This is a genomic window from Pseudomonas sp. A39, assembly GCF_058145955.1.
Genome location: NZ_JBYVMD010000015.1, coordinates 105740 through 130606 on the forward strand (window position 1 = coordinate 105740; position 24867 = coordinate 130606).

20 protein-coding genes and 1 riboswitch are annotated in these 24867 nt (G+C 62.3%); of the genes, 4 read left to right on the forward strand and 16 right to left on the reverse strand.

Features of this window, described 5'->3' with window-relative positions; translation table 11 throughout:
* Window positions 1–73 precede the first annotated feature (73 nt).
* The 3 genes from AC3ZU9_RS14365 (at window position 74) to AC3ZU9_RS14375 (ending at window position 4532) form a co-directional block, all read left to right on the forward strand.
* Window positions 74–1822 (forward strand): phosphoethanolamine transferase CptA, encoded by a 1749-nt coding sequence (locus tag AC3ZU9_RS14365; RefSeq protein WP_043205255.1) that lies wholly within the window; start codon window positions 74–76, stop codon window positions 1820–1822.
* Window positions 1823–1936: 114 nt separating this feature from the next.
* The gene (locus AC3ZU9_RS14370; protein WP_490090882.1) at window positions 1937–4165 is read left to right on the forward strand and encodes a TonB-dependent siderophore receptor; all 2229 of its coding nucleotides are present in this window, start codon (window positions 1937–1939) and stop codon (window positions 4163–4165) included.
* A gap of 145 nt (window positions 4166–4310) precedes the next feature.
* Window positions 4311–4532: a hypothetical protein gene (locus AC3ZU9_RS14375; protein WP_012723877.1), complete on the forward strand. Its 222-nt coding sequence runs from the start codon at window positions 4311–4313 to the stop codon at window positions 4530–4532.
* 106 nt (window positions 4533–4638) lie between these two features.
* Here AC3ZU9_RS14375 and AC3ZU9_RS14380 read toward each other — a convergent pair whose 3' ends face one another.
* The 12 genes from AC3ZU9_RS14380 to AC3ZU9_RS14435 form a co-directional block, all read right to left on the reverse strand.
* Window positions 4639–5130: a GNAT family N-acetyltransferase gene (locus AC3ZU9_RS14380; protein ID WP_012723876.1), complete on the reverse strand. Its 492-nt coding sequence runs from the start codon at window positions 5128–5130 to the stop codon at window positions 4639–4641.
* Window positions 5131–5302: 172 nt separating this feature from the next.
* The gene (zapE, locus tag AC3ZU9_RS14385; protein WP_012723875.1) at window positions 5303–6406 is read right to left on the reverse strand and encodes a cell division protein ZapE; all 1104 of its coding nucleotides are present in this window, start codon (window positions 6404–6406) and stop codon (window positions 5303–5305) included.
* 15 nt (window positions 6407–6421) lie between these two features.
* Window positions 6422–6757, reverse strand: a complete 336-nt coding sequence (locus AC3ZU9_RS14390) for a nuclear transport factor 2 family protein (protein ID WP_012723874.1) — start codon at window positions 6755–6757, stop codon at window positions 6422–6424.
* A gap of 52 nt (window positions 6758–6809) precedes the next feature.
* Window positions 6810–7526: a helix-turn-helix transcriptional regulator gene (locus tag AC3ZU9_RS14395; RefSeq protein ID WP_012723873.1), complete on the reverse strand. Its 717-nt coding sequence runs from the start codon at window positions 7524–7526 to the stop codon at window positions 6810–6812.
* A 227-nt stretch (window positions 7527–7753) separates the two neighbouring features.
* Complete coding sequence (gene pepN / locus AC3ZU9_RS14400) at window positions 7754–10411, reverse strand: aminopeptidase N (RefSeq protein ID WP_102060379.1); 2658 nt, start codon at window positions 10409–10411, stop codon at window positions 7754–7756.
* Window positions 10412–10424: 13 nt separating this feature from the next.
* Window positions 10425–11255 carry a DUF2797 domain-containing protein gene (locus AC3ZU9_RS14405; RefSeq protein ID WP_012723871.1) on the reverse strand — a complete coding sequence of 277 codons (831 nt, stop codon included), beginning with the start codon at window positions 11253–11255 and terminating at the stop codon, window positions 10425–10427.
* Window positions 11252–11512, reverse strand: a complete 261-nt coding sequence (locus AC3ZU9_RS14410) for a YeaC family protein (RefSeq protein WP_102060377.1) — start codon at window positions 11510–11512, stop codon at window positions 11252–11254. The genes AC3ZU9_RS14405 and AC3ZU9_RS14410 overlap by 4 nt, the downstream gene beginning before the upstream one ends.
* A gap of 50 nt (window positions 11513–11562) precedes the next feature.
* Window positions 11563–12486: a tetratricopeptide repeat protein gene (locus AC3ZU9_RS14415; RefSeq protein WP_102060376.1), complete on the reverse strand. Its 924-nt coding sequence runs from the start codon at window positions 12484–12486 to the stop codon at window positions 11563–11565.
* On the reverse strand, window positions 12486–12971 hold the full coding sequence (locus tag AC3ZU9_RS14420) for a hypothetical protein (RefSeq protein WP_122810660.1): 486 nt from the start codon (window positions 12969–12971) through the stop codon (window positions 12486–12488). The genes AC3ZU9_RS14415 and AC3ZU9_RS14420 overlap by 1 nt, the downstream gene beginning before the upstream one ends.
* Window positions 12971–14320: an ATP-binding protein gene (locus AC3ZU9_RS14425; RefSeq protein WP_012723867.1), complete on the reverse strand. Its 1350-nt coding sequence runs from the start codon at window positions 14318–14320 to the stop codon at window positions 12971–12973. Before AC3ZU9_RS14425 ends, AC3ZU9_RS14420 begins: the two co-directional genes overlap by 1 nt.
* A gap of 39 nt (window positions 14321–14359) precedes the next feature.
* The gene (locus AC3ZU9_RS14430; RefSeq protein ID WP_163825754.1) at window positions 14360–15334 is read right to left on the reverse strand and encodes a metallophosphoesterase; all 975 of its coding nucleotides are present in this window, start codon (window positions 15332–15334) and stop codon (window positions 14360–14362) included.
* Window positions 15331–16221: an NAD(+) kinase gene (locus AC3ZU9_RS14435; RefSeq protein WP_003217892.1), complete on the reverse strand. Its 891-nt coding sequence runs from the start codon at window positions 16219–16221 to the stop codon at window positions 15331–15333. The genes AC3ZU9_RS14430 and AC3ZU9_RS14435 overlap by 4 nt, the downstream gene beginning before the upstream one ends.
* A 146-nt stretch (window positions 16222–16367) precedes the next feature.
* Here AC3ZU9_RS14435 and AC3ZU9_RS14440 point away from each other — a divergent pair, with 146 nt between their 5' ends.
* A complete protein-coding gene (locus AC3ZU9_RS14440; RefSeq protein WP_102060375.1) occupies window positions 16368–17315 on the forward strand; it encodes a DUF1853 family protein in 948 nt (315 codons plus the stop codon).
* A 106-nt stretch (window positions 17316–17421) separates the two neighbouring features.
* On the opposite strand, the gene AC3ZU9_RS14445 is transcribed toward AC3ZU9_RS14440, so the two are convergent.
* The 4 genes from AC3ZU9_RS14445 to cobW all read right to left on the reverse strand — a co-directional run bounded on the left by AC3ZU9_RS14445 (window position 17422) and on the right by cobW (window position 24078).
* A complete protein-coding gene (locus AC3ZU9_RS14445; RefSeq protein ID WP_012723864.1) occupies window positions 17422–18024 on the reverse strand; it encodes a vWA domain-containing protein in 603 nt (200 codons plus the stop codon).
* A 53-nt stretch (window positions 18025–18077) separates the two neighbouring features.
* The gene (locus tag AC3ZU9_RS14450; protein WP_490090883.1) at window positions 18078–19076 is read right to left on the reverse strand and encodes a magnesium chelatase ATPase subunit I; all 999 of its coding nucleotides are present in this window, start codon (window positions 19074–19076) and stop codon (window positions 18078–18080) included.
* A gap of 175 nt (window positions 19077–19251) precedes the next feature.
* Window positions 19252–23013 (reverse strand): cobaltochelatase subunit CobN, encoded by a 3762-nt coding sequence (cobN, locus tag AC3ZU9_RS14455; protein WP_490090884.1) that lies wholly within the window; start codon window positions 23011–23013, stop codon window positions 19252–19254.
* Between the two features lie 3 nt (window positions 23014–23016).
* On the reverse strand, window positions 23017–24078 hold the full coding sequence (gene cobW, locus AC3ZU9_RS14460) for a cobalamin biosynthesis protein CobW (RefSeq protein ID WP_102060371.1): 1062 nt from the start codon (window positions 24076–24078) through the stop codon (window positions 23017–23019).
* Between the two features lie 93 nt (window positions 24079–24171).
* Window positions 24172–24370: riboswitch (cobalamin riboswitch) on the reverse strand.
* Between the last annotated feature and the right edge of the window lie 497 nt (window positions 24371–24867).

Consider the following 24867-nt stretch of genomic DNA (forward strand, 5'->3'; position numbering starts at 1 on the left):
CCCCATGCAAGGGTGGCCTCTGTTGCGTGCGCCCCTGCGCGTCAACTGAAAAATTATCGGGTTGGAGCGCTGGATGGCGATGTTCAAACGCAGCACCACGTCTGCGAAAGGCTTTGATTGGGCCGGTTTTGGCTGGTTGTTTCTGTTTTTCTGGTACTTCTCGGGTATTACCCAACTGCTGATCCAACTGACCGGCACCTCCGGTTTCAGTGGCTTTCGCCAAGCTTTTTTCATGAGTGCGCTGTGGCTGGCGCCGATGCTGCTGTTCCCTCGCCGTACGCGCCTGCTCGCCGCCTTGATCGGTGTGGTGCTATGGGCGTGCTCCATGGCCAGCCTGGGTTATTTCTTCATCTACCAGCAGGAATTCTCCCAAAGCGTCATCTTCATCATGTTCGAGTCGAACATCTCTGAAGCCGGCGAATACGCCACCCAGTATTTTGCCTGGTGGATCGTGCTGGCGTTCATCGCCCACACCGCCTTCGCCGTATTCCTGTGGACGCGCCTGCGCCCAGTCTACCTGCCTCGCGGCCAGTCGATGCTGGCAGCCGCAGCGATTGTTGTGGCGGTGGTGGGTTATCCGCTGGTCAAGCAGATAGCCACCAGTGACAACATGGAACAGGCCATTGATCGCTTTGAAACCCGTATCGAACCCGCCGTGCCGTGGCAGATGATCGTGGCGTACCGTCGCTACACCGAACAGCTGGACAACATGCAAGGCATGCTCACCAGCGCCAGCCAGATCCCGCCCTTGAAGAACCTCAAGGACAGCATGGCCGGCCAGCCGTCCACGTTGGTGCTGGTGATCGGCGAGTCCACCAACCGTCAGCGTATGAGCCTCTATGGCTACCCGCGCAACACCACGCCCGAGCTGGACAAGCTGCGCGACCAACTGGCCGTGTTCAATAATGTCATCACCCCGCGCCCCTACACCATCGAAGCGCTGCAGCAGGTGCTGACCTTCGCCGACGAAGAAAACCCGGACCTGTACCTCAAGACCCCGTCGATTGTCAGCGTGATGAAGCAGGCCGGCTACAAGACCTACTGGATCACCAACCAGCAGACCATGACCAAGCGCAACACCATGCTCACGACGTTCTCGGAACAGGCCGACGAGCAGGTGTACCTGAACAACAACCGCAACCAAAACGCCCGCCAATACGACGGTGACGTGCTCGCGCCCTTCTCCAAGGCCCTGGCCGACCCTGCCGAGCGCAAGTTCATCGTGGTGCACTTGCTGGGCACTCACATGAGCTACCAGTACCGCTACCCGCCGACCTTCGATAAGTTCACCGACCGTCAGGGCGTGCCGGATGGCGTCAGTGATGCACAGTTGCCGACCTACAACAGCTACGACAATGCCGTGCTGTACAACGACTTTGTGGTGTCGAGCCTGATCAAGGACTACGCCAAGACCGACCCCAACGGCTTCCTGCTATACCTGTCGGACCATGGTGAAGACGTCTTCGACTCCGCCGGCCACAGCACCCTGGGCCGCAACGAAGGCAAGCCGACAGCGCCGATGTACACCATCCCGTTCATGGCCTACGCCTCACCGAAATGGCGCGAAACCCACGACTGGAGTTTCGCCGGCGACCTGCAACGCCCGTACAGCAGTTCGCAGTTGATTCATACCTGGGCCGACCTGGCCGGGCTGAGTTTCGATGAATGGGACCGCAGCAAGAGCCTGGTCAGCGACAGCTTCAAGCCACGCCCCTTGTTGATCGGCAACCCCTACGAGCGGCAGCAGAAAGGCTTGATCGACTTCAGCCTGATCAAACCGAAAAAGGCCACCACCGAGGTGGTACTCCAAGCACCGCTGTAACAGAAAGATAACAATCATTCTCGTTTAAGCCTAAAGTTCCACGCCTCCTTTCGTCTTTGAGCCAAGGCCTTCTCTTACTGAGAAGGCTGCAAAGACGACAAGGAGTCTTCCGCGATGTTTGCGCCCTTTACCCGTTCCATGACCTTTACCCTCGGCCTCTTCAGCGTGGTGGTGAGCCCGGACCTGCTGGCTGAAACCGACCCCGAAAGCTACACCCTCGAACTCGGTGCCACGCGCATCAGTGCCGACGGCCTCGGGGCTACCACCGAGCACACCGGGGCCTACACCACCGGTTCGATGAGCACCGCCACCCGCCTGAACCTGTCCGTCAAGGAAACCCCACAGTCCATCTCGGTGATCACTCGCCAGCAAATGGATGACTTCAACCTCAACACCTTGACCGAAGTGCTGCGCCAGACCACGGGCATCAACGTCCAGCACAACGACTCCGACCGTGTGTCCTATTCGTCCCGTGGCTATGGCATCAACAACTTCCAGATTGACGGGATGCTCAACACCTTCGGCTACATGAAGTCGGATTCCGATACCATCATCTACGACCGCATCGAGGTGGTTCGCGGTGCCACGGGCTTGACCACCGGCGCCGGCGACCCGTCGGCCACGGTGAACATGGTGCGCAAGCGCCCCACCGCCCAGTGGCAGGCCAAAACCGGCATCAGCGGTGGCAGCCATGACAACTACTACAGCTACGTGGATGTCGGCGGCCCCCTGGCGTACGACGGCAAGCTGCGCGGGCGAACGGTGCTGGCCTACCGCGACAGCCAGTCGTTCCGCGACAACTACGGGCTGCAGCGGGCCGTCGGCTACGGCATTCTCGAAGGCGACCTATCAGACGATACCGTGCTGGCCGTGGGCTTTGATTACCAGAACAAACAGGTACAAGGCACTTCCTGGGGCACCGTGCCTTACTGGAACAGCCAGGGTGGCAAGGCCGGGCTCTCACGCTCCACCAATATGGCGGCGCACTGGAGTTCCTGGCCACTGACGGACAAGACCATCTTCGCCACCCTCGACCATCGCCTGGGCGGCGACTGGCATGTGAAGGCCGCCTACACCCATCGACAAAGCGACACGGATGGCAAGGTGTACTACGGCGGTGCGGGGTTCCCCAACGATGACCGCAGCGGCATGACGGCATGGGCAAGCCATATGCTCGGCACCTCGAGAATGGAGGCGGTTGACCTCAACCTCGCCGGCAGCTACGCGTTGCTGGGTCGCGAGCATGAACTGATGATGGGCTATGGCGAGGCCACGCAACGCGACGTCTCCCCCTTCATGCGCAGCAGCCTGCCTGCCAGCTACTACAGCATCGAAGACTGGAAACACATGGGTGGAATCGGCAAATTTGCCGACACCGTTACCGACCTCAAGGGCGAGCACAGCAGCAAGCAGCAGAAGGCCGGCTACCTGGCCACGCGCCTGAGCCTGACCGAACGCTTGCATGCGGTACTGGGCAGCCGTTACGGCAGTTGGGAACTGGTCAGCGCGGCGCCTGCCTATAACGCCGACAACCAATTGACCGCCGCCAACAAGACCCGCCAGACCCACAACGATATGTGGACGCCCTATGCGGGGCTGCTCTACGACATCACCCCGCAATACACCGTTTACGCGAGCTACACCGACATCTTCAAGCCGCAAAGCCTAAAGGACGCCGGCAAGAAATACCTGGAGCCCGTGGTGGGCAGCAACTATGAGGTGGGGCTAAAGGGCAGTCTGCTGGAGGAGCGACTGAACGTGGCGGCTGCGTATTTCTGGAGCACACAGGACAACGTCGCTGAGCGGGATGATTCGGTACCGCCGAACCCGACCACAGGCGAGGAGTACTACAAGTCCGGCGGTAAAGGTAACAAGGTGAATGGCTTCGAGCTGGAGGTGGCCGGCGAGGTGATGCCGGACTGGAACCTGACAGCAGGCTATACCTATACCCACTCGGTGAATGGCTCGGACAAGCGCAATAACACCGGCCAGCCGCTGAACCTGCTGAAGGTGTCCAGCGCCTACCGGTTACCGGGCTCATGGCGCAACCTGACGGTCGGCGGCGCCGTGAACTGGCAGAGCGAAATCTATGATTTCAGCAACAGGCCGACAGGCGCACGGGACAGCGACGGAAACCGGATCACCACGCGGGCGAAAATCACCCAGCAGGCCTATTCCGTGGTCAACCTGATGTCGCGCTACCAGTTTGACGAACATGTTTCGGCGTCGGTCAACGTCAACAATCTATTTGATAAAAAATATTACGAGCGCGTCGGTTTCTATAACGGCGTGTATTGGGGGGACCCACGTTCGATCACCTTGGCACTGGATTGGAAGCTGTAAGACTTTTTAACCAGGAGTTAACGAAATTGTTAACTTCTGGTCTTTTTTCACGTTAATTCCTACTTAATAAACCGACTCCACACTCGCCCCATGAATCTGATCAAGGACAGAGCGGATACCGATCACTTTTAATGGGAACACTGCCATGAAACTCTCCACCTTGATGCTTGCCACCCTGATGACCCTGACCTCCGCCGCGGCCTTTGCCGAAGGCGGTTCGGAGCGCTCGAAGGCGTTCTACAACGACTTCGCGTTCATGCAGCAAAAGACCCACGGCACCGCTGAACAAACCGCGCAGGCCGATGGAAAAAACATGAAGAAAGAGGCGGCCGATAAATCCACCGCCGAGCAACAACCGAATACTTGATTCAACTGCACAGTTGATTTAACGGCACTGCCCTTTACCATTCCGCTCCTATGGCTAAGGTGAACTTGGCGCCATTTAATGGCGCCTTTTTTTTGCCACTTATTGATTAAAGTGGTTTGTTCCAGAACAACATGCGCCCATGGGCCGGATCAAATTTCGAGTCATCAAAGCCGAACTTTCGATACGCCGCTTGAGCCACATCATTGCCCTCCAGCACCTCCAAAGTGATCTTGCAGCAGCCCCGCTGCCGGGCGATTTCCTCGACCTTCTGCAGCATTTTCTGGCTCAACCCCAAACCACGAAAAGCACCCATCACCACCACGTCGTGGACGTTGACCAGCGGGCGGCACGCAAACGTGGAGAAACCTTCAAAGCAGTTCACCAGCCCCGCCGGCTCACCCCCCACAAACGCCAGCACGCTGAACGCATGGGGGCGCTTTGCCAGTTCACCCGGCAGTTGCTCCAGCAGGTCGGCGGGCAGGCTGTGGCCTCCGCCCATCGGGTCTTCGGCGTAATGGTTGAGCACATGGCCAATCGCTTCGGCATGCACGGGGTTGGTGTAGCTGGCTTGCAGCACCAGGATATCTGGGGTGTCCATTTCCATCCTCGATCACGATTACAAGGGAATCGCTCCCTGTGAGGGGCACGATTGTAAGCGTGGAGCAGGAGGCAGATGAAGGAGATTAACTACAAATATGCGCATGAAAGCACGAAGGTTGACCCTTCGAAAATTCGCAATCAGCCGATTCCGAGGTTTTTTCGCACAGACGTCAGCCAAAGCGCTGCAATTGCATTTCTTGCAGACGGCTCAGTGTCCTGCGAAACGGGAATTCCAGATAGCCCTCGGTATAGAGGCTCTCCAAAGGCACCTGCGCTTCGATAAATAACGGCACTTTGCGGTCGTAGCACTCGTCCACCAGGGCAATAAACCGACGTACGCTGTCATCGTGCACCGACAACGCCGGCAATTCGCGATCACCGGCCACCACACGCAGGGCACCGTCTTCGGTGCCGCGTGCAATCCGGCCCGGGCGTTTCTGCGCGCTGAGGTTGGGCACTTCGCCCAGCAGGATCGCCTTGAAGCGATCGCACAACAGCATGAAATCCATTGCGGCCAGGGGCTGTTCGCACAGGTCGGCGTAGCGGCACCAGAGCACGGTGGCGCCGGACCGCACGGCGACGATGGAACGATGCCCCACGACAACCGGCCCGCTGTGGGTGGGCTGGCCTTCGGCCAACTGCTCGAATACGCCCGCCAGCGCCTCGGGCTGATTGACCCAGTAGCGCTGAATACCCGCGCCCGGGTGCAATCGGTGATCCTCCCCGCCGTCCACCGTGACCACTTGCATGTGCTGCTTTATCGCCGCGATCCCCGGCAAAAAACGCTCCCGGTTGAAGCCATCGGCATACAACTGATCGGGCGGTTGGTTGGACGTGCAGACCATCACCACACCCTCCTCGAACATCACCTGGAACAGGCGCCCGAGGATGATCGCGTCACCAATGTCATTGACGAACAGTTCATCGAAACACAACACGCGCACTGCCTGGCTCAGTTCCCGCGCCAAGGCCTGCAAGGGGTCGTGAGTACCGGTCAGTTGGAACAAGCGCTGATGCACCCACCCCATGAAGTGATGAAAATGCTGGCGGCGCGCGGGCACCCGCAGGCTTTGGTAGAACTGATCCATCAACCAGGTCTTGCCACGCCCGACCGGCCCCCACAGGTACACACCGGCAATCGGCGCCTGGCCGTGGTGCAGGGCGTGGTGGCAGGCTTGCAGGGCATCCACCGCCTGGCGCTGGGCGTCGTCAGCAACGAAACCCGGTTGAGCAATGGCGTGTTGGTAGGCAGCGAGGGGCGAGTCGAAAGTCATGCCCACCAGTATGACCTACAGGGAAATATCCAGCCGTGAAATCTTGCCCTGCGCATTCAACCGGAAGGTGTAGCGCAGCTCCAATGGGCTGCCGGGGAAATTGCCGGACACCACATTGCTGACCAACACCTTGCCGGTACGATGTTGCACCTTGAGCACTTCGACCCGTGGTTGGTAACGACGCCCGGTGTCTTCCATCCAGCGCGCAATGGCGGCGGTGCCAACACGGTGCTGGCCCTCATCGAACACGTTGGCATCCTCGGCAAAACACTCGGCGACAGCCGAGGTGTCACGGGTATTGGCCGCCGCGAGATAGGCCGCAATGGCCGGCGCCAACTCAGGGATAGACATGGCACAGCTCCTTTCCAGATGATTTGTGCGGCCATGCTAAGCCAGGGTTGTGTCAGTTTTTGTCAGGAGTAAACGGCGCGGACTCACTCTGCTCCATCAACTTGCGCCAGGCCCGCAGCCAGTCACTGCGGCGCCCCGGATAACGCTCACCGCACGCTTCGGCACTCGCCACACGGTCGGTACGAAAGGTGCGATAGGCGCCGCGTAACTCGCACCAGGCCACGATCACCCGCACCTCATTCAAGAACCCCAAGGCCAGTGGCCAGATCAGGCGTTGGCTTTGGGTCTGGCTGGCGTCCGCGTAATCGATGTGCAACTTGGCCTGGTGGCGGATGGCATCGCGAAATACATTCAGGGGCACACGGTTTTCCGGGTAGCCGAACCCTGGCGGACCGGGCAGCAGCGTCGGGTTGCGCAAGGCTTCCTGGGCGGCTGGGTCAAGCACGTCGGCGATTTTTGCCAGGGCATTGGCGGCGGCGCGACTGAGCACGTCATCGCCGCGCTGGTCCACATAACGCAAGCCGAGCACGATGGCTTCGGTTTCCTCGGCGTTCAACATCAAGGGCGGCAGAAACAAGCCGCTGCGCAGCACATACCCTACCCCCGCCTCGCCAAAAATCGGTGCGCCCAAGGCCGTCAGCTCAGCAATATCACGGTACAACGTACGCTCGGACACCTCCAACTGCGCCGCCAGCACGGCAGCGGTCACCGGACGTTTCTTGCCCCGCAGGGCCTGGAGCAAAGTCAGAAGACGAGTGGTACGCGACACAGGAATGCCTGCCGAAATAGGAAACGTGCCGCAGCTTAGCAGAGCCCCCTGTCAGAAAACGTCAGCAGTAAAAAAGCCCCTTGACCGCCTGCATTGCAGGCTGGGGTCAGGGTCAGGGTCTGCGAAAATAAAACACCCTGCGAAAGCGCAGCCCTCGCAGGGTGTGGCGGAGACCACCTCATTAAACGGCCTGGTGAACAGGCCGTTTTTTTATTCAACAATGCCGCTTACGCAAGGCTCTTGCTGACCACCTCAAACACATCACTCGACAACTCGCCGGACGCCAGAATGCGCTCCAGTTCCGCCTTCATCAGCGCCTGGCGGGCACTGTCGTATTTGCGCCAGCGGGTCAGCGGCGCCAACTGGCGCGAGGCGATTTGCGGGTTGAAGCTGTTCAACTGGATCACCAGGTCCGCCAGGAAGCGGTAGCCCGAGCCATCCGCCGCATGGAAGTTGATCAGGTTCTGCCCGGCAAATGCGCCGATCAATGCGCGCACCTTGTTCGGGTTCTTCAGGGTGAACGCCGGGTGCTCCATCAACGCCTTGACGCGCTCCAGCCCGCCCGGCAACGTGCTGCCGGCCTGCACGCTGAACCACTGGTCCATGACCAATGGGTTGTCCTTGAAGTTTTCGGCAAACACTGCCAATGCCTGGGCCTTCTGCGCTTCGAACGGCGAATTCACCAACACCGCCAGCGCGGTCAGGCGCTCGGTCATGTTGTCGCTGGTGTCGAACTGTTCCAGTGTCGCCGCCAACACGTCCGGCTTGCCGCTGAGCATCAGGTAAGACAACGCAATGTTCTGCAATGCGCGCCGGGCAAAGTGCTCAGCCGCCGCCACGTACGGCGTTTGCTTGGACAGCGCGCGATTGGCCTGGTAACGCAACCACAGCGCTTCATGCAGGTTGTCCGCCAGTTGCTTGCGGGCAAACTCACGGGCCGCATGGATAGCGTCCACATCCGCCACTTCGCTGATTTCAGTCAGGTAGGCTTCACCCGGCAGCGACAGCATTTCCGCCACCATCGCCTGGTCCAGACGCTCGTCGCTCAGCACACTGCGCAACGCAGTGATCAAGCGCTGATCCATCTTCAAGGCCTGGCCTTGTTGATGCTGGGCAACCAGTTCCTGCAACACCTGCACCGACAACTGCTGGCCGGCATCCCAGCGGTTGAAGCCGTCGCTGTCATGCTGCATCAGGAACATCAGTTGGTCACGGCTGTACGGGAAGCTCAGCTTCACCGGCGCCGAGAAACCGCGCAGCAGCGAAGGCAACGGCTGCTCCGGGATATCAACGAAGGTGAACGTCTGCTCGGCCTCGGTCACCGAAATCACCCGTGATGTGGCACCCGCAGCCGCCTCGCCGGCCAGGCGCAAGGCAATACCTGCGCCCTGCCCGTCCAGCAAGCCCAGCTCCACCGGGATCACGAACGGCAGTTTTTCCACCTTGTCCGGGGTTTCCGGGCAGCTCTGGCGGAAGGTCAGGCTGTAGGTCTTGGCCGCGGCGTCGTAGGACTCGCTCACCGCCAGGCGCGGCGTACCGGCCTGGCTGTACCAGCGCTTGAACTGGCTCAGGTCGGCGCCGTTCGCGTCTTCCATGGCCTTGATGAAGTCGTCGCAGGTCACGGCCTGGCCGTCATGGCGTTCAAAGTACAGGTCGCTGCCTTTGCGGAAGCCTTCGGCGCCGAGCAAGGTGTGGATCATGCCGACCACTTCCGAGCCCTTTTCGTACACCGTCAGGGTGTAGAAATTGGAGATCTCGATAAAGCTGTCCGGGCGCACCGCGTGGGCCATCGGGCCGGCGTCTTCGGCGAACTGGTGGGTACGCAGGTAGGCCACATCCTGGATACGCTTGACCGTGGCCGAGTTCATGTCGGCCGAGAAGCCCGAATCACGGAACACGGTGAAGCCTTCCTTGAGCGACAGCTGGAACCAGTCGCGACAGGTCACGCGGTTGCCCGACCAGTTGTGGAAGTATTCGTGGGCAACGATCGCCTCGACCCGCTGGTGCGCGGCGTCGGTGGCGGTTTCGGCACGAGCCAGCACGGCGCTGGAGTTGAAGATGTTGAGGCCCTTGTTCTCCATGGCGCCCATGTTGAAGTCGTTCACGGCGACGATCATGAAGATGTCGAGGTCGTACTCGCGGCCATAGGTTTCTTCGTCCCAGCGCATCGACTTCTTGAGGCTGGTCATCGCGTGCTGGCACTTGTCGATGTTTTCCGGCTCGACGTAGATGCGCAGCGCCACTTCACGGTCCGTCATGGTGGTGAAGGTGTCTTCGACACACCACAGGTCACCGGCCACCAGCGCGAACAGGTAGGCAGGCTTCTTGAACGGGTCTTCCCAGGTCGCCCAGTGACGGCCGTCTTCGCCGGGACCGCTGGCGATCGGGTTGCCGTTGGACAGCAGGATCGGGTAGCGATGTTGCTCGGCGATCACCGTGGTGGTGAACGTGCTCATCACGTCCGGGCGGTCGAGGTAGTAGGTAATCTTGCGGAAGCCTTCGGCCTCGCACTGGGTGCAGAACATGCTGCCGGATTTGTACAGGCCTTCCAGGGCCGTGTTGGTTTCCGGGTGGATTTTTACCGTGGTATCAAGGGTAAAAGTCTCGCTCTTGGGATGCACCGTCAGGTGACTGTCGGTCAGTTGATAATCATCGGCCGTCAGTTCCTGATCGGCCAGATTGACACTCAACAGCTCCAGTTGCTGGCCGTCCAGCACCAGCGGCGGCAAACCGGCGCCGCGCTCAGGGTTGCGGCGCATCACCAGTTGCGCGTGGACCAGGCTGTGGTCCTCGAACAACTCGAAGGTCAGGTGCGTCTCGTCGATCAGGTAGTCCGGCGCCTGATAGTCCTTCAGGTAAATCATCTTCGGTTGTTCGGTGCGCATGGGTGGCATCCTTCTACTGATGCACGGCGAGCTGGTAGGCCGTGTACTTACGAATATTGATAACGCCGGTGTCGAAGATCAGGTATTGGCCCTTGATCCCCAGCAGCGTGCCTTCGGCTATCGGGTTCTTGTCCAGGTTGAAGCTGACGATCTTGGTCGGATACTGCTCGACCGGATAACGGATTTCGATCGGTTCAATGTCGGCAATCGTTTGGATGGCCTGCAAGCCAAAGCGTTCCTGCAGACTCACCAGGCCTTCGGCGCAGGAGGCGAACAGATCGTCACGCACCTGCTTGAGGTCGACCGATTGCGCATCGCCCTTGAGCAGCGCACGCCAGTTGGTCTTGTCGGCCACCTGGCTGCGGAACAGGTCCTCGACGAAGCCCGATTGCTGGCGGGTGGCCACGCGCATGATCGGCAACGCCTGGCTCGCCCCCTGGTCCAGCCAGCGCGTCGGCAACTGGGTGGCGCGGGTAATGCCGACCTTGATCCCCGACGAATTGGCCAGGTACACCACATGGTCGGTCATGCAGAATTTTTCGCCCCAGCCTGGATCGCGGCAGGTGCCGGCGTCGTAATGGCAACGCTCGGGGCTCATGATGCACAGGTCACACTGGGCCAGCTTGGTCATGCACGGGTAGCAATAGCCCTGGCTGAAGCTGGTCTTGGTCTTGCGGCCGCAATGGCTGCAATGAATGGCGCCGAGGTATTCCAGGCGCACGTGAGTGCCGATCAACGGGTTGACCGGCACCTCCGTATCGCCGAGGCGAAACGCGTATTGAACGGTCGGCTCACCGAGTTGCACCGACATCTTGCTGACTGCACCGCGACCAATTTCAATCAATGGATCGCATCCGACTTGAACAGGATGTTCGGCACGGTGGTCGATTTCGACTGGCATTCCTGCGGGCCCATGTAACCGGTGCGCTGCTCTTCCGGCAGGTTCTGGAGTTCCCAGGCGATCATCGCCTGCAACGACAGCTCGCGCTGCTCGGGGGTGAGCTTGCGGCCATCGGACCACTTGCCGATTTCCACGGCGAGCTTGAGGCTCTCGTAGATGTCCGGGGTGATGTTTTCGATCATTTCAGCAAAAGATGACATGTGAACAGCCTCTGAGGTTCAGCGAGTACAGGGTTGACGGGCCCGGCCCGTCAGAATTCCTTGGAGAGCTTGACCTGTACAAGCTCTTTGTCCAGCAAGCGCCGGAAGATCTGCGGCGCCGCGAAGGTGTAGGCGGCAAACGCCAGCCACAGCCAGTTGACCATCTCCGCCACTTGCGGATAGCCCTGGTCCGTCAGCGTAATCACTACAACACGGTAGACCACGAACATGCACAGCAGCAGGATGATGGCGCGGGTGGCGCTGCGCTCGTTCATCCAGCTATTGAAACGCCACCAGGTGCCGAGGAACACATTGCTGCGCGCCTTGACTGCCGTGAGCAGGTGCAGCGCGGCGACGTTGGTAGCGTTCTCCTGCAAGGCCCAGATCGCGTGGTCACGGGCGCCATTGATATCCCCTTCACGCAACAACAGGTGACCGAGCACCACCACCGCTGCCGCATTCGCCGGGTCAGCCTGCAACGCCTGGCGGGCGAACTGGTACGCCTGGTCCCATTGGCTGCTGGCACGGTGGAACTGCGCCAGGGCCACCAGGTTGGCGGGGTCGTCGGGGCCCAGTTGCAAGGCTTTTTCCAGCGGCTCGCGGCTCTGCGCCAGGCGTCCGGTAAGCTGGTACAACTCGGCCTGGCAACGGTAATACGCCGGGTTCAGCGGCTCCATGTCCAGCAGTTGGTTCACGTGTTCCTGGGCCAGCTTGAACTTGCGCAAGGCAATCGCTACTTGCGCGGCGGCATAGTGGGACAGCGGCAGTTGCGCGTCGGCGGCCAGGGCCAGGTGCACTTCGCGCTTGGCGGCATGCACGCGGCGCATGTTCATCAAGCAGATCGCCAGCAAGGCATGCGCCTCGGCGGAATGCGGATCGCTGGCCAGCAGTTGGCGCAGTGCGTCGATGGCGCCGTCATTGTGGTCAGCCTGCAGGCGCTGGTAGGCCAGTTGCAGCAGATAGTCGGTATTCATCAGCTCACCACCAGGTACCACAGGGTGTACGGCAGCCATTTGACGACCATGCCTTTGAGCACGAAGCCACCAATCAACGCCAAGGGAAAACCAAAGCGGCTCAGCTCGCCGCCGTAGTACTGGTAAATCTCGATGGTCGCGTTTTGCTGCATATACAGCAGGTAACCCAGGGTGAGTTTCCACACCACCAGCACCAGCAAGGCGTATTGGATTTGCGCCTGGGTTTGCAGATAACCGGCGCCCACCAGTTGCAGCAATACAAAACCGATCACAATGCTGCCCAGCAGTGCCACGCCGGCCAGCACCCATTCGCGCACCCGCGTCGGGCTGCCGACGGCGATGGAGTTGAACACAAACCACGGCAAGCCCAGCCAGGCACCGCCCAGCATCAGGCCCAGCAGCGGCCAGAACGGCGAGACCGCCCATTTGGCCAAGGCGCCCGGGCGCGGTTCATCTTCGATGCGATACCCACCGTACTGCGCCATCAGCGACCCTTCCCGTGTTTGTCGAGGAAGGCCAGCACTTCGTCGTACTGGTTGCCTTCATTGGCATAACGCGCGTAGTTACGCGCCGTGGTCAGCCATTCCAGGGTGGTGGCGCGCACTTCTTTCAAGGCGTGCTTGAAATGCCGGTCACAGATCGACTGCTCGGCGCCACTCTCGATGGACGCTTCAATGGCCTCGTCGGCGGCGGTTTCCACCAGCTCGCTGAGGTCGGCGCCGGAGAAGCCCGAGGTGTTCTTGGCCAGGAAGGCAAAGTCGATGTCGTCGGCCATGGGGCGGCCTTTCATCATCGCCTTGAGCATCGCCTCCCGCGCCGGGCGATCCGGTGGCGGCACAAACAGTACGCGGTCAAACCGGCCGGGGCGGCGGAATGCCGAGTCGACCGACCACGGCACGTTGGTCGCGGCAAGGATCAGTACGCCGTGGTTGTCATTGGTAAAACCGTCCATCTCGGAGAGGAACTGGCTCACCAGCTTGGACGAGGTCGACTCGCGGGTATTGGCGCGTTTGCCACCGAGCGCTTCAACCTCGTCGAAAAACATCACCGCCGGCGCCTGGGCCCGCGCCTGCTCGAACAGCGCGTGCAACTTGCGTTCGGACTCGCCGATGTACATATCCAGCACATCGGAAATCGCCACGTTGAAAAACGTCGCCTTGCATTCCCCCGCCGTCGCGCGGGCCAGCATGGTCTTGCCGCAGCCCGGCGGGCCATACAGCAGCACCCCGCCGCCGACTTTCTTGCGAAAGCGCTGGAACAGGCCCGGTTTCTGGTACGGCAGGATGATCTTTTTATGGATGGTCTTTTTCAGCTCATCCAGACCGCCGATATCATCGAAGGTCAGGGTTTCGTTTTCCGGCACCAGCAGGCGCACGACTTCGCTCTGGTCGGTGTCGTCATTGGAGATCACGCGCAGCCGCGGGCGGCCCTCGGCGCCTGGGAAGTCCACCACCGACACATTCAGGCGGCGCCACAACGCCATGTCTTCCAGGGCCGGGTTGGCGTCCACCGCTGCGCGGTATTCCACCTGGGCTTCCTTGAGGCGCTCCAGTGCCGCCAAGGCACGGGCCTTGAGCAGGCGCGCAGCGGGGTCTGCACCTTCGATCAAGGGCAACGCCTTCTGCGCTTGCCCATCGGCCAGCAACAGTTGCGCCGCCGCCAGCTTCAAGGCTGCGGCCTCTGGCCATTGCTCAAGGTCGGCCGGCAACAGCTTCAACCCGCGCGCGTGTTCGCCACGCTCAAGGCTGGCGCCCAGCAACAGGGTCAGCAGTGCGACGTTGCCGGGGGCAGCGGACAGCGCGGCCTCCAGCTGGTCGAACGTCGAATCATCCATGGAGGTTCCTCAAAAGTGCGGTTGCGGTGCGCAGGAGACTCATGTGAGCACCTCCGGCCGCTCGACATCGACCCACACGAACTTGCGCGGGTCGAGACGGGTTTCCTGGTCCAGGCGGTACGCCACCAGCTTGCCGTACAGCACCGCGCTGTAGTCCAGGCAGGCCAGGTTGTCGCGGATCGGCGCCGGCTTGCCGCTGCGCCAGTAATGCCCGACGAACAGCAAGGGCTCGTCGACGCCATAGCGCAGCAGGGAATTCTTTTCGGTGGACGACAACGGCGTACGCGCCACTGGCTCCGGCAAGGCGTCGGGCTGGAACACGATGTCGCCATAGGTTTTCGGGTCGTCTTCCCAGAACTTGGTGCGGAAGAACGAACGCGTCAGGCCGTCGCCACCGGTCAGCGTGAGGCCATCCGGCAGGCGCATATCAGTGCCGCGCAGCAGGCGGTCGAAGGCGTTGCAGGCAAAACTGCCCGGCACGGCGGCGGCCTGCAGGAAGTGCTGGTCGATGCAGCCGTCGGGGAAGGTCGCGCGCAGCGGCTGGATAAAGCCCTCGTCCCAGCACGCATGCACCACGCGGAAACGCCCGGCGTCGACAAACAGCGGCATGTCATAAAACCAGCCGAGGAAGTCGCGCCAATCGTCCGGGTGGTGTTCGAACTGGGTCAGGGTTTCCTGGATCAACCGCGCATGCCGTGGGCTATGCTCGCGCACAAACTGCTTGCCACTGCCTGGCGGCGCCGGTGTGCTCCAACCCAAGGCGTTGAATTCGTGGTTGCCCATGATGCACAGCGCCTGGCCGGCCTCAGCCATGTCGTGGACGATATGCAGCGCCTCGCGGATGCGTGGGCCACGGTCGATGATATCGCCGAGGAACACCGCCATGCGCGACGGATGGCGCCAGGTGCCGCCCTGCTTGTGGTAGCCCAGCCGGTCGAGCAAATGCTCAAGGGTATGGGCGCAACCGTGCACGTCACCAATCAGGTCGTAGCTACGCGCGGGATCGAGCATCAGTCGCCTCCACCCCCCAAGCGGCTGCCCCAGCCCAGCTTGGTGCGGCACACTTCGTAATAGTTGTGGTCCAGCGGATGGATCAACCGCAACTTCTGTGCCTTCTTGCTCACGGTGATGGTGTCACCGGGGGCGCAGGTAAAATGGTTCTGCCCGTCGCAGGAGACTTGCGGGTAGATCTGCATGTCTTTGGACACCACGATTTTCAGCTCACTGTTCCCGTCGACCACAATCGGCCGGCTCGACAACATATGGGGATACATCGGCACGATCACAATGGCATCCAGCTTGGGATGCATGATCGGGCCACCCGCCGAGAGCGCGTAGGCCGTAGAGCCGGTGGGCGTGGCGACGATCAGGCCGTCGGCCTTCTGGCTGCACACGAACTGCCCGTCGATGTACAGCTCGAACTCGATCATCCGCGTCGATTTGCCGGGGTGCAGCACCACGTCATTCAAGGCGTCGCCCTGGCCGATGGCCTCGCCGTGACGGCGCACTTCAGCTTGCAGCAGGAAGCGGTTCTCCACCAGGTAATGGCCGTCGAGCACCTTGGCCACTTCGACTTCCAGCTCATCCGGGCGGATGTCAGTGAGGAACCCCAGGCTACCCCGGTTGATCCCCAGCACCGGCACATTGTGCCGCGCCAGCGCGCGAGCGGCGCCCAACAGGCTGCCGTCGCCGCCGACCACGATGACCATGTCGCAGACTTCACCGAGCATCTTGCGCGACGAGGTCTGCAGGCCGTGGCCCGGCAGGATTTCAGCGATGGTGTCTTCAAGGATCACATGCAGGTGGCGTTCCAGCAGGAATTTTTTCAGCCGGCGGACGGTGTCCAGCACCTGGGTACTGCCCAGGCGACCGATAATGCCGATATTGCGAAATTGCTCCATGGGGCTCCTGCGGGATGTGGGGTGCGGCGAAAAAAGAACGATTATGGGCGAAAGGCTGCGTCAGGCAAAATCCTTTGTCGTCGTGAAGCCTTGATGACAATGGTTCTCGGCCCCCTGCACCGTCGTTAAAAGGCTATGCTCGGACCATGACTGTGTTCCCGGATCTGCACAACCTGCCCCGCCAGCTGCGCCACCCCGAAGTGCGCGACCTGGCGTGGGTGATGCTTGCCCCGCCGATGCTCGCGCAAACGCCGTGGCCGCAGCGCCACCCGCTGACCGGCAGCGACTGGGTGCAAGCGCCGCATCGGCTCGAACACTGGCTGCGACAATTGGACCAGGACAGCAGCGCCCTGCAGCAATGGCTGAACCTGTCACGCACCCGGCGCCTGGGCCTGTATTACGAACGCCTGTGGCAGTTCGCCGTGCACCATGCGCCGGGCGTGGAACTGTTGGCGGCCAACCTGCCGATCCGCCGCGCCGGGCATACCCTCGGCGAGCTGGACATGCTGCTGCGCGACCGTGATGGCGTGCATCACCTGGAACTGGCGATCAAACTCTATCTCGGGCCGCAAGACGGCAACGGCCAGGACACCGCGCAATGGCTGGGTCCGGGCTGCCATGACCGACTGGACCGCAAGCTCGCGCATCTGGCCCAGCATCAACTGCCGATTTCAGCGCGGGCGGAAAGCCGTGAGGCGCTGGAAGCGCTGGACATCCAACAATTCGACGCGCACTTGTGGCTGGGCGGTTATCTGCTGTATCCCTGGCCTGGCCAAGCCCAGGCGCCCGTTGGCGCCCATCCCCAGCATTTGCGTGGGCGTTGGCTGCATCAGCGTGATTGGCAGGCATTTGTCAGCGCCAGCGCACCGGGCTACTGGCAACCCCTGCCCCGGCATGCGTGGTTGGCGCCGGCGCATTACGCGGCGGATGAGGTGTGGAGCGAAGCGCGGATGCAGGGCTGGCTGGCCGACCTGGACCCGATGGCACCGGCGCAGTTGCTGGTGCGGCTGGTGCAGGTGGGTGAGGATTGGGAGGAAGCTGAGCGGTTATTCCTGGTGGCGGATCTTTGGCCGAATGTGCCGGGGGCTGGCTGAGTTTTTGTAGTGAGTTTCAGGTCCTCATCGGGGGCAAGCCCCCTCCCACAGGTGAGCGCATTTCTCCTGTGGGAGGGGCTTGTCCCCGATAGCGGTTGCCCAGGCACTACAGCTGATCGATATGCCGATACTCCAACTGCAACCTGATCGCCAACTCCCGGGACCGACCTAGCCTGATCGGCCCACGCTCGATATCGACCAGCAACCCCGGGCACTCCAACAGCGGTAGGCCGTTAGTTTCCTTGAGTCGCCCGTCAGTAATCACCAGCAACCGCTGCCGCTCCGCCGGATATCGCGTGCGCCGTACCGCCAGCCATTCCCCGGCTTCGGTCAACGCCGCCAGCAATGGCGTGCCACCGCCCGCCCCCAACTGCTCCAGCCAGCCCGCCAAGCCCTTGGCTGCTTTCAATCCCTGTACCTGCCACTTCGGCACTGGCCCGCTCGCGGTCAACAACGCCATCCGTGCCCGTTGGCGGTAAGCGTCATCAAATAATTGCGCCAACAAGCCCTTGGCGTCGGTTAACGCCCGATGCCGCCGTGTAGACGCCGACGCATCGACAATCACCAGCCACAGCTCATGGGCCGCACGACTGCGCAGGTGAAACAGCAAGTCCTCTCGCGATTGCGGCCGACCACCGAGCAAAGTGCCCGGCCAATTGATCGTGCCTTGCTTGGCGCTGCGTGCCTTGCCGTGCCTGCCGCTGTCCAATCGCCCTGCCTTGGGCCGGGCATCCGCCCCCGCGTCAGGCCGGGGGCGAATGCCTAGGGCTTTTTTGGCCAGGCGGGAACATCCCGACGAGCGCCGGTGGGTAACGCCGGGGCGGGCATATCACCCCATTGGCCTTGGCCGGGCGAGGTGTCCGACGGTTTCGGTGCCTGGCCTTCAGGAGGCGGGCTGGACGGTGGCGCTTGCTCCTGACGGCGATGGCGCAGGGCAAACTCGGCAACGGCGTCGATATCTTCCTCGGCGATGGCGTTGGCCCCCCGCCATGCGGCATGCGCCCTGGCGCCTCGCAGCCACACAAGGTCCGCACGCAGGCCGTCGACACCGGCGGCAAAGCACCGCTCGGTGATCTGCGCCAGCGCCCGGTCATCCAACTCGATACTGTCGAGCCGCGCCCGCGCCTGGGTACAACGTTCGCGCAAAGCTGCTTGAGGCTCAGACCATTGCACGCAGAACACCGCGGGATCGCTGTCGAAATCCAACCGCCGACGGATGATCTGCCCGCGCTCGGTCGGCAAGGTCTGCCCGCTCAACGCCACGTTGAAACCAAAGCGGTCGAGCAGTTGCGGGCGCAGCTCGCCCTCCTCCGGGTTCATGGTGCCGATCAGCACAAACCGCGCCGAATGGCGATGGGAAATGCCGTCGCGCTCGATCAGGTTGGTGCCGCTCGCCGCCACGTCCAACAGCAGGTCCACCAGGTGATCGGGTAGCAAGTTGACCTCGTCGACATACAACACGCCGCCGTCAGCCTTGGCCAATACGCCGGGTGAAAATTGCGCACGGCCCTCGCCCAATGCGGCGTCCAGGTCCAGTGTGCCGACCAGGCGCTCTTCGGTGGCGCCCAACGGCAAGGTCACGAACTGTCCGCTGGCCAACAGGTCCGCGAGGCCGCGCGCCAGGGTCGACTTGGCCATGCCGCGCGGGCCTTCGATCAGCACGCCGCCGATCTTTGGGTCGATGGCGGTCAGGCACAGCGCCAGTTTCAGGTCGTCGGCGCCGACCACGGCGGACAGCGGGAAATGGGGAATATCAGTCATGCGAATTCTCTTTAAATCCTGCCTGTGGTGAGCGGGCTTGCCCCGCGCTGGGCGGCGAAGCCGCCCCCCTGCGATACACCGCGTTATACCTGAAAAAATGAGGCGACCTTGTCAGGGCCGCTTCGCAGCCCAGCGCGGGGCAAGCCCGCTCACCACACAAAAAACCAAATACGTGCTAGCTGTCTTCTTCTATGTCCAGCAACAGGTTTTCCAACGCCTCACGGTACGCCCCCGGCTCTTGCCACATCCCACGCTGCTGGGCTTCCAGCATGCGTTCGGTCATATCGCGCAGTGCATCCGGGTTGTGCTGTTGCACAAAGGCCCGGGTGTCGGGGTCGAGCAGATAGGCGTCGGCCAACAAGGCGTATTGGTGATCGTCAATCAGCGCGGTAGTGGCGTCGAACGCAAACAGGTTGTCCACGGTCGCCGCCATCTCGAACGCACCTTTATAGCCATGGCGCTTCACGCCTTCGATCCACTTGGGGTTGGCGGCGCGGGAACGGATCACCCGGTTCAGCTCTTCCTTCAAGGTACGGATCTTCGGCAGGTCCGGCTGGCTATGGTCGCCATGGTAGCTGGCGGCCTTGTCACCGCTCAGGGTTTCCACGGCGGCGAGCATGCCGCCCTGGAATTGGTAGTAATCATTGGAATCAAGCAGGTCGTGCTCGCGGTTGTCCTGGTTCTGCAAAACGGCCTGCACCTGGCTCAACCGCTGGGCGAACTGTTCGCGGGCGGCGGTGCCCTCGTCGGCGCCGCCATACGCGTAGCCGCCCCAGTTCAGGTAGACCTCGGCCAGGTCTTCGCGGCTCTGCCACAGGCGCCCGTCGATCGCGCCCTGCACACCCGCGCCATAGGCGCCAGGCTTGGCGCCGAAGATGCGCCAGCCGGCCTGTTTCGCCGCAGCCTCTGCGTCCAGGCCGGACGCCAGCAAGGCCTCGCGCTCACTACGCACCTTGGCCGCCAACGGGTTCATAGCGTCCGGTTCGTCGAGCGCGGCCACCGCCTGCACCGCTGCATCGAACAGGCGGATCAGATTAGCGAAGGCATCCCGGAAGAAGCCGGACACCCGCAGCGTCACGTCAACGCGCGGCCGATCCAGCAAGCTGATCGGCAGAATCTCGAAGTCATCCACGCGCTGGCTGCCCGTCGCCCACACCGGGCGCACGCCCATCAGTGCCATGGCCTGGGCGATATCATCGCCACCGGTACGCATGGTCGCGGTGCCCCATACCGATAGGCCGAGCTGGCGCAGGTGGTCGCCATGGTCCTGGAGGTGTCGCTCCAGGATCAGGTTGGCCGACTGGAAACCGATGCGCCAGGCCGTGGTGGTGGGCAGGTTGCGCACGTCGACGCTGAAAAAGTTGCGTCCGGTGGGCAGCACATCCAAACGCCCGCGACTCGGCGCACCGCTGGGGCCAGCGGGCACGAAACGGCCGCCCAAGGCGTCCAGCAGCCCGCGCATTTCCGCCGGCCCACAGGCGTCCAGGCGTGGCGCCACGACGATACGCAGGCTTTCGATCACGGCTTTCACGTCTTCCCAGCCGGGCTCTTCCAACTGTTCCAGCGGCCCTTCCAAGGCCTGCTCGATCAACCGCGCCGCGTACAGCTCCAGGCGCTCGCGGGTATCACCGGCAGTGCGCCACAACTGAGCGTCGCTCTTCTGCAACACCTCGGGACGCCGTCCGGTCCAGGGTTCGGCCAGGGCGCAGTCCAGCGGGTCGAAACCCAAGTCAAACGCCTTGGCCAGCACCCGCAGCACACTCGACTGTGGGCCACGGCCATCGCCACGCGGGATGCGCAGCAAAGCCAGCAAGGTATCGATACGCAAGCGGCCGGCGGGCGACTCGCCAAAAATGTGCAGGCCGTCGCGGATCTGCGACTCCTTCAGGTCGCACAGATAGGTGTCCAGGCGCGGCAGCCACACGGCCGCGTCGGCATCGCTCTCCAGCTCCAGCTCCTGGTCGATGCGGGTTTCACGCACCAGCGCGAGGATGTCTTTCTGCAACGCCAGGGCGCGGCGCGGGTCGAGCAATTGCGCTTCGTAATACTCGTCGGCCAACAACTCCAGGTTGCGCAGCGGGCCGTAGGTTTCGGCACGGGTCAGCGGCGGCATCAGGTGATCGATGATCACCGCCTGCGTGCGCCGCTTGGCTTGGGCGCCCTCGCCCGGGTCGTTGACGATAAACGGGTAGATATTCGGCAGCGGCCCCAGCAGCGCGTCGGGCCAGCAGTTCTCCGACAGGCCCACACCCTTGCCCGGCAGCCATTCGAGGTTGCCGTGCTTGCCCACATGGATCACGCCATGGGCGCCGTAGGTGTGGCGCAGCCAAAAGTAAAACGCCAAGTACGCGTGAGGCGGCACCAAGTCCGGATCGTGATACACCGCGCTGGCGTCCACCTGATAACCCCGCGCCGGTTGGATCCCGACAAAGGTCAGGCCCAGGCGCAGGCCGGCGATCATCATGCGACCGTCGCGGCACATCGGGTCGTTCTGCGGCGGGCCCCAGCGTTCCAGCACCGCCTGGCGATTGGCCTCGGGCAAGCGCTGAAACAGTACGTCGTAGTCATCCAGCCCCAGGCTTTGATGGCACGGGCGCAGGTCGAGGCTGTCCAGGTCGTTGGTGACACCGCCCAACAGGTCGTGTATCAACGCCGTGCCGCTGTCGGGCAAGGTGTCCGGCAGCGGATAGCCTTCAGCCTGCAGGGCACGCAGGATATTCAGCGCGGCGGCCGGGGTATCCAGGCCCACGCCGTTACCGATCCGGCCGTCGCGGGTCGGGTAGTTGGCAAGGATCAGCGCAACGCGTTTATCCGCATTCGGCACCCGCGCCAGCTCGACCCAACGCCGCGCCAGCTCAGCGACAAAATCCATGCGCTCAGGTGCGGCGCGGTAGCACACCACATCCGACTGGCTGCGCTCGCTGCGCCAGGCCAGGTCCTTGAAACTGATCGGCCGGCTGATGATGCGCCCGTCCAGCTCCGGCAAGGCAATGTGCATGGCCAGGTCACGCGGGCCGAGGCCTTGCTCGCTGGCTTCCCAGCCGGGCTGGTTGTCCTGGGCGCAGATCGCCTGGATCACCGGGATATTGCGGCGAAACGGACGCAGGTGCGGCGCTTCGGGGCTGGACTGGGCAAAGCCGGTGGTGTTCAGGATCACCGCCGCACCGACCTCATCCAGCCAGTCCTCGACCACCGTCAGGCAGCCCGGTTCTTTCAAACTGGCCACCGCCATCGGCAACGGGTTGAGGCCCGCCGCCTGCAAGCGCTGGCAGAACACATCGATAAAACCGGTATTGGCCGCCTGCAAATGCGAGCGATAAAACAGCACCGCCGCCACCGGCCAGTCAGCGTTCCAGTCGGCCTGCCAATCGGTCAGACGGGCATTGGCGTGACGGGGATGATAAATCGCCGTGCGCGGCAGGGTGTGCGGTGCTTCCCAGGCGTAGTCGCGGCCCAGGTAACCACTGGCCAGGCAGCGATAGAAATCCAAGGCATTGCCCAGGCCGCCCTGGCGCAGGAACTGCCAGAGGCGATCACGCTCTTCTGCGCCCACGGTACTCAAGGCGCTGAGCTCCGGGTCCGGGCGATCATCCCCCGGCACCAGGATCAACTGCACGCCACGCTCGGCCAACTCCACCAAGCGCTCGATGCCGTAGCGCCAATAACCGATGCCGCCATGCAGCGAAATCAGGATGACCTTGGCGTGGCGCAGCACCTCATCGACGTACAGGTCGACCGAGGCATGGTTCTGCACCTGCATCGGGTTGGCCAGGCGCAAGCTGGGGTAGTCGTCGGGCAACTGCTGGGCCGCTTCGGCCAGCAGCGCCAGGCTGGAATCACCGCTGCACAGGATCACCAGTTCAGCGGGGGTTTGGCCAAGGTCGGCAATATTGTCGTCCGAGACAAAACCACCGGGCTGAGTCCTGAGCAGGTGCATGGGTTAAACGCTGAGGGCTGCGCGCAGTTGCGCTTCGAGACCTGCCGCGTCCAGGTCCTGGCCGATCAGCACCAGGCGCGTGATGCGCGCTTCGTCGGCGCCCCACGCGCGGTCGAAATGCTTGTCGAAACGCGTGCCCACGCCCTGGATCAGCAGACGCATTGGCTTGTTCGGGATGGCGGCAAAACCTTTGACACGCAGGATGCCGTGCTGCACCACCAATTGCGTCAGGGCGTCGAGCAGCAGCGCTTCGTCGGCTTGCGGCAGGTCGATGGAGATGGAGTCAAACGCATCGTGATCGTGATCGTCTTCACCGTCGTGGTGATGATCGTGATGGCTGTGGCGACCGTCGATATGCTCTTCGGAACCAGCGCCCAGGCCGATCAGCACGTCCAGCGGCAGGCGACCGCTGCTGGCTTCGATGATCTTCACCGCCGGCGGCAGTTCTTCGGCGACTTCCAGGCGCACGCGGGCCAGGTCTTCGGGGCTGATCAGGTCGGCTTTATTGAGGATGACTAGGTCGGCACTGGCCAGTTGGTCGGCGAACAGCTCGTGCAGTGGCGATTCGTGGTCGAGGTTCGGGTCGAGTTTGCGCTGGGCATCGACCTGGTCCGGGAACGCGGCGAACGTGCCGGCGGCCACGGCCGGGCTGTCGACCACGGTGATCACCGCGTCAACGGTGCAGGCACTGCGGATTTCCGGCCACTGGAAGGCTTGTACCAAGGGTTTTGGCAGAGCCAGGCCGGAGGTTTCGATGAGGATATGGTCAAGGTCGCCGCGACGGGCGACCAGTTCGCGCATCACCGGGAAGAATTCTTCCTGCACGGTGCAGCACAGGCAGCCGTTGGCCAGCTCGTAGACGCGGCCGTTGGCTTCTTCTTCGGTGCAACCGATGGAGCACTGCTTGAGGATTTCACCGTCGATGCCCAACTCGCCGAATTCATTGACGATCACCGCGATGCGACGGCCCTGGGCGTTGTCGAGCATATGGCGCAGCAAGGTGGTTTTGCCCGAGCCGAGAAAGCCGGTAACGATGGTGACGGGAAGTTTGGCCAGTGTTTTCATCGGATGCCCTTGGGGGCGGGCATACGGGACGATAGGCCCTGCGACGGCGCGCAGCAGCGGATTTCGTCACCGGATCACCCCGCCCGGTTGAAGTGGAAAATCGGTTACGAGGCAGGTCTCCTGGCTTGGGGCTTGCGGGTCTTGCGACCGGCGCTGGCTGCGCCTTCCCGCCTGGTGGCAGTGGCGTGGCAGTCAGATGAACCCTTTACAGTTGCGGGGGCAGCCGCGGCTTGGACCGCGTTCCCTTCTTAGCTTCGGCCTGGGCCGAAGAACCTCGAGGGTGCAAGGCTACGCAGTGCTTGGGGGATGGTCAATGATGGGGTTGGGTTGAGTACATATCCATTGCTGTGGTAACGGCTGATATGGGTTCCGCCCTTACGGCGGGTCACTTTGGAAAAGAGCCCCAAAGTAACCAAAGGGCTCTTGCCCCAACACTCGGCACCTCGCTTAGGCTCGGTGTGCCCGTAATTCGCCAGTGATTTGGGGGGCCGCCGCCACGCGCCATCCATGGCGCGGGGCGGCTAAACCGGCATCCCTGCCGGTTTACCCCCCAAATCCCTGTCGAATTCCGGCCAGCGTGTTTAACGGGGCGCCTAAGATCAAGATCAAAAGCAAGAGCACAGCGGCCTGACAGCCGGCTTGAGTGGTGTAGAGCAAAGGCAAACGCGGCGGCCTTAAAGCCGACCGGAGTTGCGTCTGTCGATCGAGGTCCAAATGTGGGAGGGGGCTTGCCCCGGTACAAACCGGGGACATCGTTTACATTTCTAACCGGGGACATGGTTTACAGGT